The organism is Mycobacterium gallinarum, from assembly GCF_010726765.1.
Classification (GTDB): Bacteria; Actinomycetota; Actinomycetes; order Mycobacteriales; family Mycobacteriaceae; genus Mycobacterium; species Mycobacterium gallinarum.
In genome coordinates, this window is the sequence record NZ_AP022601.1 from 4493813 (window position 1) to 4508309 (window position 14497).

At 67.7% G+C, this 14497-nt stretch carries 16 protein-coding genes and 1 pseudogene; 10 read left to right on the forward strand and 7 right to left on the reverse strand.

Features of this window, described 5'->3' with window-relative positions; all coding sequences use genetic code 11:
* Window positions 1-72 precede the first annotated feature (72 nt).
* Window positions 73-846 carry a class I SAM-dependent methyltransferase gene (locus G6N42_RS22185; protein ID WP_232076663.1) on the forward strand — a complete coding sequence of 258 codons (774 nt, stop codon included), beginning with the start codon at window positions 73-75 and terminating at the stop codon, window positions 844-846.
* Between the two features lie 5 nt (window positions 847-851).
* Here G6N42_RS22185 and G6N42_RS22190 read toward each other — a convergent pair whose 3' ends face one another.
* Together G6N42_RS22190 and G6N42_RS22195 are read right to left on the reverse strand one after the other, a co-directional pair.
* Window positions 852-1064, reverse strand: a complete 213-nt coding sequence (locus G6N42_RS22190; protein ID WP_163732918.1) for a hypothetical protein — start codon at window positions 1062-1064, stop codon at window positions 852-854.
* 118 nt (window positions 1065-1182) lie between these two features.
* Window positions 1183-1839, reverse strand: coding sequence for an enoyl-CoA hydratase-related protein (locus tag G6N42_RS22195; protein WP_163732921.1), 657 nt, complete (start codon window positions 1837-1839; stop codon window positions 1183-1185).
* A gap of 74 nt (window positions 1840-1913) precedes the next feature.
* On the opposite strand from G6N42_RS22195, the gene G6N42_RS22200 reads away from it, so the two are divergent.
* From G6N42_RS22200 to G6N42_RS22215, 4 genes are all read left to right on the forward strand, one after another.
* Window positions 1914-3047 (forward strand): FHA domain-containing protein, encoded by a 1134-nt coding sequence (locus G6N42_RS22200; RefSeq protein WP_163732924.1) that lies wholly within the window; start codon window positions 1914-1916, stop codon window positions 3045-3047.
* 145 nt (window positions 3048-3192) lie between these two features.
* Window positions 3193-4926, forward strand: coding sequence for a serine/threonine-protein kinase PknH/PknJ (locus tag G6N42_RS22205; protein ID WP_174262282.1), 1734 nt, complete (start codon window positions 3193-3195; stop codon window positions 4924-4926).
* 48 nt (window positions 4927-4974) lie between these two features.
* Window positions 4975-5451 carry an Rv0361 family membrane protein gene (locus tag G6N42_RS22210; RefSeq protein ID WP_163732929.1) on the forward strand — a complete coding sequence of 159 codons (477 nt, stop codon included), beginning with the start codon at window positions 4975-4977 and terminating at the stop codon, window positions 5449-5451.
* The gene (locus tag G6N42_RS22215) at window positions 5451-6662 is read left to right on the forward strand and encodes a DUF7373 family lipoprotein (RefSeq protein ID WP_163732932.1); all 1212 of its coding nucleotides are present in this window, start codon (window positions 5451-5453) and stop codon (window positions 6660-6662) included. Before G6N42_RS22210 ends, G6N42_RS22215 begins: the two co-directional genes overlap by 1 nt.
* A gap of 7 nt (window positions 6663-6669) precedes the next feature.
* Here G6N42_RS22215 and G6N42_RS22220 read toward each other — a convergent pair whose 3' ends face one another.
* Window positions 6670-7449: a sensor domain-containing protein gene (locus G6N42_RS22220; RefSeq protein WP_163732935.1), complete on the reverse strand. Its 780-nt coding sequence runs from the start codon at window positions 7447-7449 to the stop codon at window positions 6670-6672.
* Window positions 7450-7571: 122 nt separating this feature from the next.
* On the opposite strand from G6N42_RS22220, the gene G6N42_RS22225 reads away from it, so the two are divergent.
* Window positions 7572-8948 (forward strand): NAD(P)/FAD-dependent oxidoreductase, encoded by a 1377-nt coding sequence (locus G6N42_RS22225; protein WP_163732937.1) that lies wholly within the window; start codon window positions 7572-7574, stop codon window positions 8946-8948.
* On the opposite strand, the gene G6N42_RS22230 is transcribed toward G6N42_RS22225, so the two are convergent.
* Entirely contained in the window at window positions 8945-9412 is a 468-nt protein-coding gene (locus G6N42_RS22230) for an SRPBCC family protein (protein ID WP_163732940.1), read from the reverse strand. The genes G6N42_RS22225 and G6N42_RS22230 overlap by 4 nt on opposite strands.
* Window positions 9413-9472: 60 nt before the next feature.
* On the opposite strand from G6N42_RS22230, the gene G6N42_RS22235 reads away from it, so the two are divergent.
* The 4 genes from G6N42_RS22235 to G6N42_RS22250 all read left to right on the forward strand — a co-directional run bounded on the left by G6N42_RS22235 (window position 9473) and on the right by G6N42_RS22250 (window position 12576).
* Window positions 9473-9847: a DUF427 domain-containing protein gene (locus tag G6N42_RS22235; protein ID WP_163732943.1), complete on the forward strand. Its 375-nt coding sequence runs from the start codon at window positions 9473-9475 to the stop codon at window positions 9845-9847.
* Between the two features lie 9 nt (window positions 9848-9856).
* Window positions 9857-10771 carry a DNA-3-methyladenine glycosylase family protein gene (locus G6N42_RS22240; protein WP_163732947.1) on the forward strand — a complete coding sequence of 305 codons (915 nt, stop codon included), beginning with the start codon at window positions 9857-9859 and terminating at the stop codon, window positions 10769-10771.
* A gap of 79 nt (window positions 10772-10850) precedes the next feature.
* Window positions 10851-11408: a Dps family protein gene (locus tag G6N42_RS22245; RefSeq protein WP_163732950.1), complete on the forward strand. Its 558-nt coding sequence runs from the start codon at window positions 10851-10853 to the stop codon at window positions 11406-11408.
* 181 nt (window positions 11409-11589) lie between these two features.
* Window positions 11590-12576, forward strand: coding sequence for an alpha/beta hydrolase (locus G6N42_RS22250; protein ID WP_232076665.1), 987 nt, complete (start codon window positions 11590-11592; stop codon window positions 12574-12576).
* 5 nt (window positions 12577-12581) lie between these two features.
* Here G6N42_RS22250 and G6N42_RS22255 read toward each other — a convergent pair whose 3' ends face one another.
* From G6N42_RS22255 to G6N42_RS22265, 3 genes and pseudogenes are all read right to left on the reverse strand, one after another.
* Window positions 12582-13196: a CDP-alcohol phosphatidyltransferase family protein gene (locus G6N42_RS22255; RefSeq protein WP_163732957.1), complete on the reverse strand. Its 615-nt coding sequence runs from the start codon at window positions 13194-13196 to the stop codon at window positions 12582-12584.
* A gap of 2 nt (window positions 13197-13198) precedes the next feature.
* Window positions 13199-14089: a lysophospholipid acyltransferase family protein gene (locus tag G6N42_RS22260; protein ID WP_232076256.1), complete on the reverse strand. Its 891-nt coding sequence runs from the start codon at window positions 14087-14089 to the stop codon at window positions 13199-13201.
* A 139-nt stretch (window positions 14090-14228) separates the two neighbouring features.
* A pseudogene (locus G6N42_RS22265) lies at window positions 14229-14471 on the reverse strand (aquaporin Z); the annotation flags it as partial.
* Between the last annotated feature and the right edge of the window lie 26 nt (window positions 14472-14497).

The following is a 14497-nucleotide window of genomic DNA, read 5'->3' on the forward strand; positions in this document are numbered from 1 at the left end:
GATTGCGCCGCGGTTAGCCTCGCAAGCGTGAGCGAGAAACTGCACGTCGACCTTTCCGGTGCACCGCAGACCATGCTGGCCACCCTGTATGCCAAAGCACTGGACGCCGACCTGGCCAAGCCGATACTCGGCGATCGGTTGGCCAAGGAGATCGTCGACCGCATCGACTACGACTGGTCGGAGACCTCGATCACGAAAGCCAATTCGCCGTCGGTGACCACCCGCAGTGCCCATTTCGACAATTGGGCCAGGCAATTTCTCGCGGTCCATTCCGACGCCACCGTCGTGCACCTGGGCTGCGGATTGGATGCGCGCGCGTTCCGGCTCGATTCAGGTCCCGGCGTCGAGTGGTACGACGTCGACTATCCCGAGGTCGCCGATCTGCGTCGTCAACTCTTCCCGCGCCGGGACAACTACCACGTCATCGCCGCCTCGGTGACCGACCCGACGTGGTTTTCCGAGGTGCGCTCGGACCGGCCGACACTGATGATCGCCGAGGGACTGACCATGTATCTCACCGAGTCCGACGGTGTCGCATTGTTGCGCCGCGTCGTCGACACCTTCCCCAACGGGGAGTTGCAGTTCGACGCGTTCAACCGGCTCGGCATCAAATCGCAGTGGATGAACGCGGTGGTCCGACGGTCCGGTTCGACGCTGTACTGGGGGATCAACCGGCCCGAGGACATCGTCGACGCGGTCCCCGGCGTGCGGTTACTGGCGTGGGAGTCACCGTTCGACTCCGCGTCGTTCCAGGACGTCGCGTGGCCGTACCTCGTGATGGCGCGTGTGATGTCGATGGTGCCGGCGCTGCGCTACATGGCGCAGTATCACCGCTACGCGTTCTGAGCTGCTCAGTACCCGTACATGTGGCGGCGCGTGTTGTGGCTGGTGCCCGGACCGGCAGCGGTCGGCGCCTTGACGGTCGGGGTGGCCACGATGCTCGGCTGCCAATTGTTGTGCACCGGTGCGGCGTCGGCGTTGGCCGCCGTTCCCAGCGCGAACGCGCCGATCAGTCCGGCGGGGACGACGATGTAGGTGGCGATGTAGCGCGTGAAGACGTGCATGTGGTTTCTCCCGATGTCCTTGACCTGTTGCGCATAACGATGCCTCGCACCGGTCCACGCGTCTGTCCGGTGATCGGACCGCCTACCGGATGAACCCGGTGTCCCCCGATCGGTGGAATCAGACCGACTTGAGTTCGGCGATGACCTCGCCATAGAGCCGGGCCTTGATCGCCCCGAATACCGCGCCGGCTTTCGGAGCGAGCTCCTCGGCCCGCGCGATCGCGACCTCGAGCACTTCGCCTTCACCCGCGGTAGCGGCGACGATGCCGGCCGACCGGGCGTCCTCCCCGCCATAGCGTCGCGCGGTCGTCATCGCCTCGTGAGCGGTCGCGACGGGTAGTCGCGAGCGGATCAGGGCGTTCATGCCGGGGGTGAACGGGATGCCGAGGTCGACCTCTGGAAGGCAGAAGAACCCCCGGTCGGCCCGCATGACGATGTGGTCGTGGGCCAGTGCGAGCATTGCGCCGCCTGCGAACGCGTGGCCCTGTACGGCGGCGACGATCGGCGCGGAAAAGGCCAGGACCCGGGCGAGCATCAGGTGAACGTCCACCAGGATCGTTTCGGAGGCGTCCGGGTTGGCCGCCATGAAATCCAGATCCAGCCCGTTGGAGTAGAACTTGCCGAGGCCGGTCGTCACGACGGCTTTGGCGCCCTCGGCGGCTTCGACCTCGTCGAGCGCTGTGTTGATCGCGGCGAGTCGATCGGGGTGAAAGCGGTTCTCGTCGTCGCCAAGCGTGAGCACGAAAACCGCACCGTTGCGGTCGAGGCCGGTCATCTGCCGATTACACCACTCGCGCTTGCTGTCAGAATCGGACGGTGGCCGACCCGACGCCTGGAAGGAATTAGACGATGCCTGCGCCGCAGTCCCCCCGCGATGAGCCGGGCCTGCCCATCGTGATCGTGCGGTTCGGCAGGGTGGACGAGGTGCTGCGCCCCGGTGAGGGCCCGGTGTTCATCGGCAGGGAGCTCCCCGCGCAGCTGCGCATCGACGACACGCGCATCTCCCGAACGCACGCGCGGATCGAGTCGACGGGCGCGCAGTGGGTGGTCGTCGACGAAGCCAGCACCAACGGCGTGTTCCTCAACGGCGAACGGGTCTCCGACGTGCCCGTGACGGACGGTATGACGCTGCACCTGGGTCACCCCGAGGGCATCGCGGTGCGGTTCTCGTTCATCGACCCCGACGCGGGCACGATGATGGCCACCGGCGTGATGCCGGCACGCACCACTGACGACACCGTCGCGCAGCCGGAGAAGGCCGCCGCCGGGTCCGCGGCCGAAGCGCAGGACGGCCCGGACATCGCCCGGGCCGGTGCGGCGGTGACCGCGCGCCGCGAAGAGCTCGGTTACTCGGCACGCCGCCTGAGCGACGAGAGCGGCGTCAGCGTGGGCGAGCTGGCGGATTTCGAACGCGGGCACACCTGGCCGCCCCAGGGCACCCGCGAGAAGATCGAACGGGCCCTGCGCTGGCCGTCGGGAACGATTCCCCTCGTGGCCCGCGGGGGCGAGATCCCCGACGACGACGACACCGGAACGCTGTCGGACTCCGTGCAGCTGGAGGTGATGCTCGACTACGCCAAGATCGCCCTCGACGGGATGGCCGCGCGCATGGCGGCCCTGCCGCCGGTCGACGACCCGGAGTTCGGCGTCCAGGTCGCTGAGCTGCTCGCGCAGCTGCGCCGGCTGCACGCCACCACGGCCAACGCCGCGCGCAGCGCGCCAGCGCTCGAGATCCTGCTGGCGCTGTCCGACGTGCGCCGCACCTACAGCGACCTGATGTGCCACGCCGCGACCGCCCCCGCCGCCACGCTGGGTCAGCGCCTGTATGCCGCGCGGCACCGAGCCCTGCTCAGCGTGGAGGAAACCGCAGCTGCCTGCGCCGTCGACGTCGATGCCGTGAACGCGGTCGAGGCAGAACGGGCGGTGTCGGCCGAGGTGTCCGCGGCGCTGGAAAGTGTCCTCGTCCGCATCACCAACCGCTGAGCGAACGGACCCAGATGCCACTTCGTCGCCACCGGGTGCGAGGACGCCATCCGCGGCCGTACGTGATACTGCTGAGCGTGAATGCGGCTGGGGGAATCCGTATAGATGAGCATCGAGGGGCCCGCCAGTGCTGACCAACGGCTCGATGGTGGGCGGCTACCGCATCGAGCGGGAACTGGGCGCCGGCGGAATGGGCTCGGTCTACCTGGCCGCACATCCGACCTTGCCCCGGCGCGACGCGCTCAAGGTGTTGTCCCGAGAACTCTCGCGTGACCCCGACTTCCGGACGCGCTTCACGCGCGAAGCCGACGTGGCCGCATCGCTGGATCACCCGCAGATCGTGTCGGTGTACGACCGGGGCCAGACCGACGACGGACAGCTGTGGATCGCGATGCAGTTCGTCGACGGTACCGACGCCGACGCCGCACTGCGTGACGGCAAGATGACCCCGCCTCGTGCTGTGCACATCGTCTCCGAGGTCGCCAAGGCACTGGATTTCGCGCACAGCCGTAACGTCGTGCACCGCGATATCAAACCGGCCAACTTTCTGCTGTCGGGACCTGCCGACGCCAACGAGCGGGTGCTACTCGGCGATTTCGGCATCGCCCGCGCGCTGGACGACGTCGGGTTGACCGCCACCGGGTCGGTCATGGCCACCATCGCCTACGCCGCCCCAGAGGTGTTGTCGGGCATGCAGTTCGACGGCCGTGCTGACATCTACTCACTTGGCTGCACCCTGTATCGGCTGCTGACCGGCAAGACACCGTATTCGGGAGCCAATGGGCCGGCGGCCACGATGATGGCCCACTTGCAGCAACCGCCACCGCGGGTCACCGATGTGGTGCCGTCGCTGCCGCCGGCGCTCGACCAGGTGATCGCCGTCGCGATGGCCAAGGATCCGAGGCAGCGGTTCGGTTCGGCCAGTGCGTTGGCGGCCGCCGCCGGGGCGGCGCTGTATGACCCACGTGCACAACAGAACCCGACGTTGCTGGCGCCGGTATCTGGCGCAGAGGTCAGCTCGTACCCGCGCGCAGACTCCGGCACGCCCTGGATGCCCGGCGGACCGCCACCGGGTCAGTCGGGACCGGGCTTTGGGCCGTCCACTCCGGTGCCTGTCGCACCGCGGCGCCGTCGGCGCGCGGTGGTCATCGGTGCGGCAGCCGCGGTGGCGATGTTGGTCGCCGCCACCGTGACGGTGGTGGCGTGGCCGTCCGACGAGGCGACGTCCACCAGCAACCCGCAGGCCGGATTGCCATCGGGGGATGTCCCGACCACCGTCGGAGGGCCGCCGGCCACCGACGTGCCGGTTTCGGGACTACGCTCGATCTTGTTGACCGGCAATGAGATTCCGGGCAACACCGGCGAGACCGCGGTGGTCCTCGAATCAGACGGCACCGAACTCCTCAACGACTCGGCAACCATCGACAATCAGCAGTGCCTGGGTGCATGGGCGCCGGCACAACAGCCGGTCTACAGCCAGACGCGCATCGCCGGGGTCGCGGTGCAAACGCTACGTGCGCTGTACCGAAAGATCACCCAGGAAAGCGTCATCCAGGCGGTGGTGTCGTTCCCCGATCCGAGCGGCGCCGGCATCTCGCTGCAGTTGCAGCGGCAGGACTGGGAGGCCTGCGCGGGCAAGACGGTCACCATCACCCCGGCGGGCGAGCCGCCGCTGCAGTGGACGTTCGGGCAGCCCACCAACAACGCAGGCGCATTCGTGTTGGACGCGACCTCCAGTGCCGGCGACGCGGTCTGCCAGCACGGCATATCGACCCGTGGCAACGTGCTGATCGACATCCGTCAATGCCGACCGCCGGGCACCGGCGATGTCGGGGCCTTGATCACCGCCACCGCCAACAAGGTGCCCCGGCAACAGTGACTACCGGAACCTATCGAAAACTGTTCTCAGCGAGGAGGTTTGCCGTCAATGGCGTCACGTAAAGTATCCGCGGTCATCGGAGCGATGCTTGTCACGGTTCTCATGGGCGCAGCGTGCTCACGCGGCGAGGCTCCCGTCGCCCAGGAGAGCACCACGGAGTCGACGCAGACGTCGGTTGCGGCCACCACCACGACCACGACCACCGCACCGTCCGACGACGACCAGGTGCGCGAGACGGTCATGGCCTTTCAGCAGGCGTACAACACGCAGAACTGGGACGCCTATCTTGAGCTGATGTGCCCGTCGTGGCGGGCCCAGTACACCGGCCCGGTCATGGACATGACGAAGAAAACCCGTATCGATCAAGGTTTGACGACCATGACCGTGAACAGCGTGCAGATCCTCGGGGACGAAGCGACGGCGAACGTCGATGCCCAGAACGAACTGCTGGGCCGCAAGACCCTCGACTTGAAGCTGGTCCGCGAGGACGGATGGCGCGTCTGCATGCCCAGCGGTGTGCGGTAGTGCGAATCGCGTTGGCGGCGTTGACGGTCGCGCTGCTGCTGGGCGCGTGTGCTAGCACCGTCGACGGCACCGCGGTGCAGTCGACGGCACCAACGGTCGATCCGTCGGCGCTCGACCCCGGCTCCTATCCGACTACACCGCGGCCGCCCCTGGGACAGGCTGGCACCGATGAGGCGGGACAGCTTGTCGAGGGCAGGCGGATGGCCGGCTTCGTGGTCGGGCCGTGGCAGGTCGACCCCGCGCTCACCCAGATCGGGGCGTCACCGGCAAAGGTCCTGCAGCGCCGCAACGAAGTCGTGCAGGTGGTTTGGCCGGCGATGCTGGCCAGGTTCCCCTCGCTGCCGCTGGTCGCCGGCTTCGTCAGTGAACGGACGTCAGCCAATCCGGGCGACGCGACGCTGCTGCGCAATGCGGTTCTGCAGTATCCGTTTCCGCAGACCGCAACGGAGGCGGCCGAAGGGTTGGCCTCTGGGGCGTTGAACATCGTCGACGGTGGCGCCAGCGCGGCCATGACGGAACCGATCCGCCCGGTGCCGATTCCGGGTCACCCCGAGGCGACCGGCGCGCTGATGAAGCGTCTCGAGGGCACGGCCACCGTGGACGAGCTGACTGTCGTCAGTTCCCGTGGGCCGTACGCACTGATCCAGGTGGTCCAGTTCGCCACGCCGGAACGGGCCGCCGAACTGGCGGGCCGCGTCCTCGATCTGCAGGGCCCCCTGATCGACACATTCGTGCGCACCGAGCCGGCGCCGCTGGCGGCGCTGCCGCAGGACCCGACGGGTCTGCTGGCCCGCACCGTATCGATCAAGCCCGGGCAGGGTGACACGATGTCGGACGCCGACTATGACCCGGCAGGGGCAATACAGTTGGAGGACAACCCGATTGAGGCGGGCACGGCGATGCAGGACGCCGGGGTCGACACCGTGGCGATCAGCCAGACGACGGTATACCAGGCGCGCGACGCCGCCGCCTCGCAGCAGCTCGCGCAGGTACTGGGTGACGACGTCGTGGCGCGCCAGGCGGGCCAAGCCGCCGCCGAGGTGCCGGGCCTCGCGGGCAGCCGTTGTCTGCGCACGGAAGACGCGGAATCACTGCTAGCGAGGCACTGGTGCGTGGGCACCAACGACCGGTACACGTTCAAAGCGGTTGCCCGCGACCTGAACAACGCCCATCAGCAGATCGCGGCCCAGTATCTGATGCTGGGCGGATAGCCAGCGCTCAGTTCGGGATCTTCTCCAAGATCCGGTTGGCGATCGTCACGTTCTGCTCGGCCAGGTTGCTGCCCATGATCTGCACATCGACCAGTACGTTGTTCTTCGCCGCGATGGCACGGGTGACGGCGACCGGCGAATTGTCGTTGACGTTGCGCAATGACGTGACGCCACCTCCGGCGTCGACCGGCTCGCCCAGCGTGAACGCCGCCTGCTGGCCCTGCACAATCATCTTCCACACGAACTGCTTGTTCGCGCAGCGGCGCCACTGCTCGACGTAGTTGGCCAGGGCGCGCTGCGCGGCCGCCGCGCTGTCGAAGGTGACCACCGACTCGCCGAGCATCAGCGATGGGGTCGGCGACTGGACTTGGCTGGCGCCGTGGAACTTCCGGTAGCCGGTGCCTTCGTAGGCGGGCGGCGCGCCGCCGCTGAAGGAGCTGGCGCAGTTCTCCGGCTCGTACACCTGCTGGCTGGGATCCGGTACCGCCACACCCGTGGAGTTCGGCCCCTCGATCAACTGCGGATTGTCCATGATGGTCTTGAGCTCCTCGAGGCTCGGCAGCAACTCCGGGAGCTTGGCGGCGGCGACGGGCGCCGGCGTCGGCGGTGGCGGCGGGGTGCTCGACGTCGACGTGGCCGACGCCTCGGCAGTGGACTCCTCGGTGGGGGCCGCTGACTCGCCGCCGCAGGCCGTCCCGATTGCGAGGACAGCTGCCGACGACAACGCGAGCGCGACTCGCGTCCGTCCGCGCACACTCCCCGAACTCGCCCACTGGTGCTGACGCATCAAGTCGCCCTTTCTGTTCCATGACCGGTCTTCCAGCATCGCATGGCGAAGGACGTGGTCCGGACACCAATTTCGCAGCCGCGACACAGAACCCCGCTGGCACGTCCTGCCAGAATCAAGAGGTGACCCAAACGATCAACGGCCGGATCTCCAATTGGTACCCGCAACTTCCGGCCGTGCGTGCCGCGCTGCCGGGCAATCGCGACGCCGATGTGTGCATCGTCGGTGCCGGCTACACCGGGCTGTGGACGGCGTACTACCTGAAGCGGGCCGATCCGTCGCTGCGCATCGTGGTGCTCGAGGCACGGTTCGCCGGGTTCGGCGCGTCGGGCCGCAACGGCGGTTGGCTGTCCGGCCTGGTGCCCGGTGACCGACACCGGATGGCGAAGCTCTACGGACGCGACCGTGTGCTGGCCTGGCAGCAGGCCCTCAACGAGTCGGTCGACGAAGTCATCGACGTCGCGGGCCGCGAAGGTATCGAGGCCGGCATCGTCAAGGGCGGAACGCTGCACGTCGCGCGCAACCGCGCGCAGGCGTCGAGGTTGGCGGCCGAAGTCTCCGAGGAACTCAGCTGGAAGGTCGACGGCATCGCAGAGTTGACGAAAGATGAATTGGCACAACGTATTCAGATCGACGGCGTCGTGTCGGCCTACCACAACCCGCACTGCGCACGCGTCCAGCCGGCCCAGCTTGTGCGAGGGCTGGCCGACACCGTCGAGCGGCTTGGGGTCGATCTCTACGAGCGGTCGCCGGTCAACGAGCTGCGCGCGGGACGGGTGGGGACCGTGCTGGGCAAGGTGCGCGCACCCGTCGTGCTGCGCGCGACCGAAGGCTTCACAGCGTCGCTGCCGGGGCTGAAGCGGCGCTGGTTGCCGATGAACAGTTCGATGATCGCGACCGAGCCGCTCCCGCAGGATATTTGGGAGACCATCGGCTGGGAGGGCCGCGAGACGCTCGGCGACACCGCGCACGGCTTCTTCTACGCCCAGCGCACCGTGGACGACCGCATCGCCATCGGCGGCCGCAGCGTGCCGTATCGCTTCGGTTCGCGCACCGACATCGACGGTAGTGTCCCCGAGCGCACCATCGACCATCTCACCTCGGTACTGCATTCGGCGCTACCGCAGACCCGCGGTGTCCCCGTCGCACACGCCTGGTGCGGTGTGCTTGCCGTGCCGCGGGACTGGGAGGCCTCCGTGACGTTCGACAAGGCAACGGGATTGGGCGCGGCGGGGGGTTACGTCGGCCACGGCGTCACCGCCACCAACCTGGCCGGACGCACCCTGGCCGACCTGGTGCTCGGACGGCAGACGGCGCTCACCGACCTGCCGTGGGTCGGGCACCGATCGCGTGACTGGGAACCCGAGCCGTTGCGATGGCTGGGCGTGCGCGGCATGTACACGGCCTACAAGGCCGCCGACTGGCACGAGTCTCACGGGCGCAAGACGACGTCACCGATCGCCGTCGTGGCTGACAAGATCGCCGGCAGGCCCCACTAACGTTCGGCGCGCTCCTTCAGCCGCTGCAGGGTCAACTTGATGTGCTTGGCGTTGGCCGTGTCGCGGTCACGTACGCCCGTCGCGATGCCCGCCGGTGTGCGAAACCAACCGGGCCGCTTGTCCCAGGTGCGCTCGGTGACGGTGCAGCCGCTGTCGGTCGCGGTGATGTCATAGCGCCAGTGCGCGACGGGGATGACAAGACTCTTCACGTCGAACGCGAACGCGCGCCCCGGCTCGGCGTCGGTCACGGTGCAGGTCGTCGTCCATTTCTTGCTGCCCTGCTGGTTGCGGCCCTTGAAGACGGCCCCCGGTGCGACGCGGTCGCCCCTGTGCCAAACCATCTCGGTGGCCTCCTCAGCCAGCGTCGCCAGCGTGGGAAGGTCGGTGATCAGCGCGTATACCGTCGCCGGCTCGGCCGCGATGTCTGTTGAGGCCTCAGCGGAGGCGGGACCGTGTGCACTCATGTCGCGAATCGTAGCCAGCGATACCGGAATCCTGAGCGGTACTGCCACGTTGGTCCTGTCATGAGCGATCGCCCCGTACTCCAGCCAACCGCTGCCCATCCGATCACCGTCGAACCGACGGGCAAGCACGTCACCGTTCGCATCAACGGCGAGGTCGTCGCCGACACCGACCATGCGCTGACCCTGCAGGAGTCGACGTATCCCGCCGTGCAGTACATCCCGAAGGCCGACGTCGTGCAGTCCGCGCTGCGCGACAGCGACACCGAGACGTACTGCCCGTTCAAGGGCGTGGCGAGCTATCACCACGTCGTCACCGGATCCGGCGACACCGTCGAGGACGCGATCTGGACGTACCTCGAGCCCTACCCCGCGGTGGGCGCGATCGCCGGACATGTGGCTTTCTACCCGGACAAGGCTGTCGTCTCCGTCACCTAGTCTGAGGCGGTGCGAAGCGTCGAGTGCAGTGTCGTTCTCGCGGGCCCGGCCGGGCCGGGGTTGACGCTGTCACCGCTGCGCCGCGGCCGCGCCGACCCGTGCTATCACGACGCCCGCGACGGGGCGATCTGGCGCACCAGCCTCATGCGCAGCGGACCGGTCACCGCGCGTCTCACCAAATCAGCGCGCGACACCGTTGACTGCGAGGCATGGGGCGGCGGCGCACGGGAATTCGCCGAATCGCTACCTACCCAACTCGGACGCGACGACGACTCGTCGGGCTTCCAACCGGTCGAGCCGACCATCGCCGCCGCGCATCGGCGGGTTCCGCATCTGCGGCTGGGCCGCACCGACCGCGTACTGGAAGCGCTCATCCCGGCGGTGCTCGAACAACGGGTTTACGGCAAGGACGCCCGTGCGGCGTGGAGAAAACTCGTCACGAAATACGGCGCACCCGCACCCGGGCCGGCCCCCGCACACATGCGGGTGTCACCACCGGCCGAGGTGTGGCGGCGCATCCCCTCCTGGGAGTTTCACCTCGCCAACGTCGACCCCGGCCGTGCCCGCACGATCGTCGGGTGCGCGCAGCGGGCCGACTCGCTGGAGCGCCTGGCGGCCCGCCCGACGGAGCAGGCCCGTATCGCGCTCATGTCGCTACCCGGCGTCGGCGAGTGGACCGCGGCCGAGACGGCGCAGCGCGCCTTCGGCGATGCCGACGCGTTGTCGGTCGGCGACTACCACCTGGCCAAGATGGTCGGCTGGAGTCTGCTCGGCCATCCCATCGACGACCCCGCGATGGTCGAGCTGCTCGAGCCGCTGCGCCCGCACCGCCACCGGGCGGTTCGCCTGCTGCAAGTCAGTGGTCTGGCGTCAAATCCGCGGTTCGGCCCGAGGATGCCGATTCCAAAGCTTGCCGATATGTGACGTGTGTTCCACGCACGGTTTTGTCCGGTAGCCCGCGGGTACACGTCGCGAGACGGTCAATCATGCGAAGGAGCTACTGATGACTACGTTCACCATTCCCGGCCTCTCCGAGAAGCAGGGCGCCGAGGTGGCCGAAATTCTGCAGAAGGCGCTCAGCGCGTACAACGATCTGCATCTGACCTTGAAGCACATCCACTGGAACGTCGTCGGGCCGAACTTCATCGGCGTGCACGAGATGATCGACCCACAGGTCGAACTCGTTCGCGGGTACGCCGACGACGTCGCCGAGCGCATCGCCGCACTCGGCAAGTCGCCCCAAGGTACGCCGGGCGCCATCATCAAGGACCGCACGTGGGACGACTACTCGGTAGGCCGCGACACGGTGCAGGCGCACCTGGCCGCCTTGGACCTCGTCTACACCGGCGTGATCGAGGACTTGCGTAAGGGCATCGACCGCCTCGACGACCTCGACCTGGTGTCCCAGGACCTGTTCATCAGCCAGGCGGGCGAGCTGGAGAAGTTCCAGTGGTTCGTTCGGGCGCACTTGGAGAACTCGGGCGGTCAGCTGTCCAACGCGGGCGCCAAGACCGAGAAGGCGGCCGCCAGCCGCGCCAAGAAGAAGGCCGCAGCCAAGTAGCGGCCTGTTCCAAACTCGCCGCCGCACGGTGCTGTGCGGCGGCGAGTTGGCGTTGACGGGTCCGAAACCTCAACGCGGACAGGTGATTAGCAAAAGTAACGAGTTCCACGACGACACGCGGCGATTGCGGCCAATTCTTGCCGAACGTTTGCGTCGCACCCATAATCAGCCGGTGATCTTGATGAGTCGTGTTCGCGGGATGGCCGCGGCACTCTTCTCCGTTCTGTCGTTGGTTTCGGCTCCGGTGGCTGTTGCCCAGCCCGCCGGCTCGCCGGGACAAGGTGCGCATATCACCGGTATCGAGCATGTGAACGAACGCTGGGACAAGGTCTCGGTGTACTCGCCCTCGATGAACAAGGTGATCGTCAACGACGTGTTCAAGTCGCCGACGTCGAACTCGCCGACCTTCTACCTGTTGCCCGGTATCGACGGGGGCGACAATCTGGATCCGGGCGGCAACTGGGCCCCGGGCACCAAGAGCTGGTTCGGAATGACCGATGTCCAAGGCTTTTTCGCCGAGAAGAACGTCAACGTCGTCTCCCCGCTCGGTGGCGCGTTCAGCTGGTACACCAACTGGGTCGCCGACGCCGGCAAGCAGTACCAGACCTACATGACCTCCGAACTGCCACCGTTGATCAACGCCGAGTACAACACCAACGGCGTGAACGCGGTCGGTGGCCTGTCGAGCACCGGGGGCACCGCGGTCGACTACGCAATCCAGGCGCCGGGCGTCTATCGGGCGGTCGGCTCCTATAGCGGTCTGCTGAACCCGGCCGATCAACCGCAGCAGGTCAGCATGTCACTGTTGGGCGGTGGCGCCAGCGCAGACGCGATGTGGGGCCCGCCGGGCGGACCGCTGTGGATTGCCCATGACCCCTCCAAGAACGTCGCCAAGCTGCAGGGCGTCGCGGTGTATGCAGCGGCCTCGGCCAGCGGCGGGGTCGGTGCCGTCGACCGGCTGCCCGAGGGCTTTGGGCCCAACTTCACCGGTGGACTGATCGAACGCATTGTCGCCGACAGTACGCGCGTGTTCGCCGATGCCGCTGCCGCAGCAGGCATTCCGATCACCTACATCGTTCGGCCTGAAGGCTCCCACACGTGGGGTCTGTTCGAGTCCGAGATGCAGGAGTCCTGGAACACCACCATCGGACCGGCCCTGGGCGTGTAGTCGGTCTACGTTGCGGCTGTGGTGAGTTCGCGGTGTGCTGCTGCCAGCCGTAGGGCGGCGGTGATCATCGACCCGACGACGATCACCGCGCCGACCACCGGGATGGCGGCCGGTGCCGCAGCGGCCACGATGGCGGCGAGGCAGCGTTCGGTCTTGCCGAAGGGCCCGCCGTTGCGCCGTGTCGCGCCCGCCCCTGCGGCGGCGAGTGAGGCGAAGGTCGGCAGCGTCGCCGCCAGCGCGGCGGCAAGGACCCAGATCACCGGCCAGGACAGCCAGTTCATGCCGGGGCCGCCCTGAGATGCCGCCCAGACCGCGAGTCCGGCGAACATCAGCAGATCCGAGGCACGGTCGCCGATTTCATTCAGTGCGAACCCCCACGGACGGCAGACCTTCCTGGCCCGCGCGACCGCGCCGTCGAGGTTCGCCCCGGCCAGCCGGACACCGAGCCACAACACCGCCAGTGGCCACCAGCCGGCCGCGATGCTGACTGCCGCCGCTGCTGCGCCGAAAATGCCGACCGCGGTGAAGAAATCCGGTGAGGTGCCCTGAATCTCGGCGCGCTGCAGGAAGATCCGAAGCCGTTGGGTGTACCAGGGCTTCAGTGCGTAGAGTCCGTCCATCGCTACGCCGCGCTCGCCATGGATGCACGCTGCGGTTCCCGCTGAGCGACCGCGAGGCGGTCCTGCACGAGTCGCAGCGTGCCTGTATTGGTCCGCGTGCGACGCCCGTTGCGCAATGCCAAGACCTCGCGCCGCAAATCCTGCGCGGCGATAGCGGCCGGGTCCATCGGCTCACCGATCCGAACCTCCATCGGGCTGGGTGTCAGGCGCCCACCCTTGGGCAGCACGTCGGCGGTGCCCAGCAGCGCAACCGGGATGACCGGCACACCGCATTCCTTTGCCAAATGGATGGCGCCGGAACGGAACTCGCCGATGTTGCCGTCGGTGCTGCGGGTGCCCTCCGGATAGATCACGACAGTTCGACCCGCCGCGAGCGCGGGTTTGACCGCTGCGACCAGCGCGGCATACGACGAGCCGCCCGAACGTCGCACCGGAAGGCCACCTGCGAGGTTGGTCAGCACGAACCGGCGCACCGGAACGTCGAACCAGTAGTCGGCGGCCGCGACGAACACCGGCTTCGCCTTGGGCGGCAGCGCGGCGAGGAGAACAGCCGTGTCGGCGTGAGAGCTGTGGTTGGCGACGAGGATGCAGCCACCTTCGTGACGCCAGCGGCCGATCACCGTCAGTCCGCCGGAGCAGCCGACAACGGTCCGCCACAGGTAGTGCCGGAACGCGGCGGCGATTCGGCCCGTGCGCATCAACCGGTGGATGGCGACGAGGAGCAGTCCGACGACGCACGCGGCCTCGATCCAGGGCACGGTGGCCGGCGCGGCGTTCAACAAGATGGCGAGGTTGTTGAACAGCTCGGGGGTGTGGCCCTGCATTGCCGAACGGTGCAGGTAATCGCCCAGGCCGGGCATGTACCAGGGGTTGAGTGCGCGAAGCGTGTTCATCGGGTATCTCCTCTCCTTCTCGTCGGTTGGCCGAACGATCTGCCTGACCGTTGATGGGGAGAGTTAACGAACACGCACTTGGAGGTTTCTAAAGACTTCCAAGGGCCCCTGAACAGGGGGGAATTCGGGTGACCTGCGGCTACGTGGTGGCTGACTCCTCGAGGGCGTCGTCGCGCACCGGGCGGTCGGCCAGTTCCTCATTCCTGCCGAACAGGAACGGGTAGGCGATGCCTGCGATGGCGGCACCGACCAGCGGCGCCAACCAGAACGCCCAGAGCTGCATCGGTGCCAGGACCACCTCGATGATCAGGACCGCGGCCAGGGAGTAGCCGCCCGGTGAGTGCTCGCCGAAACCGTTGGCGGCCATGTTGCCAGTGGCCGTCGTGGCCAAATCGTGCCGCGACGGAC

Excerpts from the sequence above, each read along its gene's own strand:
- G6N42_RS22185 (WP_232076663.1), top strand. The coding sequence starts at position 73 with ATGCTGGCCACCCTGTATGCCAAAGCACTGGACGCCGACCTGGCCAAG.
- G6N42_RS22190 (WP_163732918.1), bottom strand. The coding sequence starts at position 1,064 with ATGCACGTCTTCACGCGCTACATCGCCACCTACATCGTCGTCCCCGCC.
- G6N42_RS22195 (WP_163732921.1), bottom strand. The coding sequence starts at position 1,839 with ATGACCGGCCTCGACCGCAACGGTGCGGTTTTCGTGCTCACGCTTGGC.
- G6N42_RS22200 (WP_163732924.1), top strand. The coding sequence starts at position 1,914 with ATGCCTGCGCCGCAGTCCCCCCGCGATGAGCCGGGCCTGCCCATCGTG.
- G6N42_RS22205 (WP_174262282.1), top strand. The coding sequence starts at position 3,193 with ATGGTGGGCGGCTACCGCATCGAGCGGGAACTGGGCGCCGGCGGAATG.
- G6N42_RS22210 (WP_163732929.1), top strand. The coding sequence starts at position 4,975 with ATGGCGTCACGTAAAGTATCCGCGGTCATCGGAGCGATGCTTGTCACG.
- G6N42_RS22220 (WP_163732935.1), bottom strand. The coding sequence starts at position 7,449 with ATGCGTCAGCACCAGTGGGCGAGTTCGGGGAGTGTGCGCGGACGGACG.
- G6N42_RS22230 (WP_163732940.1), bottom strand. The coding sequence starts at position 9,412 with ATGAGTGCACACGGTCCCGCCTCCGCTGAGGCCTCAACAGACATCGCG.
- G6N42_RS22235 (WP_163732943.1), top strand. The coding sequence starts at position 9,473 with ATGAGCGATCGCCCCGTACTCCAGCCAACCGCTGCCCATCCGATCACC.
- G6N42_RS22245 (WP_163732950.1), top strand. The coding sequence starts at position 10,851 with ATGACTACGTTCACCATTCCCGGCCTCTCCGAGAAGCAGGGCGCCGAG.
- G6N42_RS22250 (WP_232076665.1), top strand. The coding sequence starts at position 11,590 with ATGAGTCGTGTTCGCGGGATGGCCGCGGCACTCTTCTCCGTTCTGTCG.
- G6N42_RS22255 (WP_163732957.1), bottom strand. The coding sequence starts at position 13,196 with ATGGACGGACTCTACGCACTGAAGCCCTGGTACACCCAACGGCTTCGG.
- G6N42_RS22260 (WP_232076256.1), bottom strand. The coding sequence starts at position 14,089 with ATGAACACGCTTCGCGCACTCAACCCCTGGTACATGCCCGGCCTGGGC.